Below are 772 nucleotides of genomic sequence, written 5' to 3'. Positions count from 1 at the left end.
GAAAGTAGTGATTGTACGGAATATCTTTTAGACTCCTGCACCTGTACCTCTGTGCGATAATATTCGGATATTTAATGTAAAGTTAATCAACTCAGAGGAATACAGAGCGGAGCCGGAGACGCTCCGCCTCCGGGTTACATAGCATCTAAAAAACGATACTTCTATGGGGTGAGAGTCCAATTATTAACTACTAAAAGCGGTATCCCGGCGACGGTTCGACGGACAGAATCATCTGTCCGCCGACACGTCGCGTTGAATTTGTGTTTTTACCAGGTAGCGCAACGGAAGTACGTGCGTTAAACGCTTTACCGTTAAATCTACCACCTCTAAGCGTTGTATATGGTGATTCCGCGTACACCGATTATACTGCTGAAGACGACCTCGAACAAAGTAGCCAAATATTCTTAAAAGTCATGCGGACTCATGTATTCCAAGCGTCAAGATGAACCGTGGAATCAGTATATTAAGCAGCATACTAGGCATTACATTGAAACAGTGTTTAGTAGCATCACTTGTGTTTTCCCAAAATCGATTCATGCGGTTACCTATGAAGGGTTTTTACTGAAGCTGCAAGCATTATTGAGTGCATTTACCCTTCAACAAGCATTTCTTAAATGAGTTGAATGTAATACTAAAACCTGGTTTGGCACTTATACTTTCGATTTCGCCAAAGTGGTGGAAGCGGGTCGGAGTTTCCCCAACTTTGAGGGTGTCAGCGTCTTTAGTACTGAAGTTTTTTTCCATAAATCGCAAATCGGGGTAAGAGGGAGAG

The 772-nt window shown here is 42.9% G+C and carries 1 protein-coding gene and 1 pseudogene; one reads left to right on the top strand and one right to left on the bottom strand.

What is annotated here, in order from left to right; genetic code table 11:
- Window positions 1–618: pseudogene (locus tag AABK37_RS41660) on the top strand (hypothetical protein); the annotation flags it as partial.
- Here the strand turns inward: AABK37_RS41660 and AABK37_RS41655 are convergent.
- A partial coding sequence (locus tag AABK37_RS41655) for a hypothetical protein (protein ID WP_432557222.1) occupies window positions 577–772 on the bottom strand: 196 nt, incomplete at its 5' end. The pseudogene AABK37_RS41660 and the gene AABK37_RS41655 overlap by 42 nt on opposite strands.

It is taken from the genome of Tolypothrix sp. VBCCA 56010 (genome assembly GCF_050875635.1).
Taxonomy (GTDB): domain Bacteria; phylum Cyanobacteriota; class Cyanobacteriia; order Cyanobacteriales; family Nostocaceae; genus Hassallia.
Note: the sequence above shows the minus strand (reverse complement) of the source record. Positions and strands in the feature narration are given on the sequence as shown.